We start from the raw sequence: 1,146 nt of genomic DNA, 5'->3' as shown, positions 1-1,146 counted from the left end.
GATCAATGCTGTTAAGATAGAACGTTTCAGACTTTAGTGAGGAATGAAACGATTCGATGGAGGCATTATCAGCGGGTGTCCCTTTGCGGGACATGCTCATGGTAATGCCTTTTGTTTTAACAGCTTTCTGATACTCGTAAGATGTATACACAGATCCTTGGTCACTATGTAACACGCAGTTCTCAGGCAGTGTTGGCAGTTGATCAAGTGTGTGTAAGACAAAGTCTGTGTCCTGCTTATCTCCAATCGTAAAAGCAATCACTTCTCCATTATATACATCCAATATACTGGAAAGGTACAATTGTTTCTGTCCATAAGGCAAATACGTGATGTCTGTTACTAGTTTTTCAAGAGGATGATCAGACTGAAAGTTCCGATCTAATATATTGTCGACCACGGCATATGGCTGCCCATTCTTCTTGCGCTTTTTCACCTTAACCCGGCACTGCCACTGATTTTTCTGCATAATACGCTGAACCGTTTTATGGTTAATACACATTCTCTTTTTTAATATAGCTGTGATTTTTCGATATCCATATCGATACTGGTGCTCTCGGCACAACGTGCCGATTTGTTTTTCTAAATGGCGCTTGGGATGATCTTTCTTCAGATTCTTCTTCCAACGATAATAAGACGAGCGAGAGATACCTAAATGAATACAGATATCCTGCACGGTCATTGTGCTGTGCAATTCTTCTACAAGTTCGACTGACGTTTGGCTATCAACTTCCTTTCCAATTCGTTGTACTTTTTTAACACTTCATTCTGTTGTCTCAGATATCGATTCTCTGCCTGCAGTTTCTCTAATTCGGAAGAATACTCCGGACCTTTTCCATAAGTGTATTGCTTACCAACAGGCTGTTCAAATCGATGTGTATCACCAGCCTTATACCATCTGACCCATGTCTTAATCTGCGTATTATTTTTGATATTCAACTCCTGCATGATCTCTTTCATAGGTACGCCTGCCAATCTCATTTCTACAGCCTTCTGTTTCACTTCAACCGGATAACTCACTCTTGTCCCCATAGAAAAAACACCTCCAAGTCTAATTACGGATAACAATCATCCGTATTCAAACTTGAAGGTGTTTTTATTTGTCTCATCTTATGGGGTCAGTCCCCGTCAATGTGAGGGGGTTATTTG

The 1,146-nt window shown here is 40.6% G+C and carries 1 pseudogene; it reads right to left on the bottom strand.

The window, feature by feature from the left end:
- Positions 1-1,029, bottom strand: a pseudogene (locus tag ACPA54_RS39025) (IS3 family transposase); the annotation flags it as partial.
- Positions 1,030-1,146: the final 117 nt, after the last annotated feature.

This window comes from Uniformispora flossi (assembly GCF_049534875.1).
GTDB classification, from domain to species: Bacteria; Actinomycetota; Actinomycetes; order Streptomycetales; family Streptomycetaceae; genus Yinghuangia; species Yinghuangia aomiensis.
Note: the sequence above shows the minus strand (reverse complement) of the source record. Positions and strands in the feature narration are given on the sequence as shown.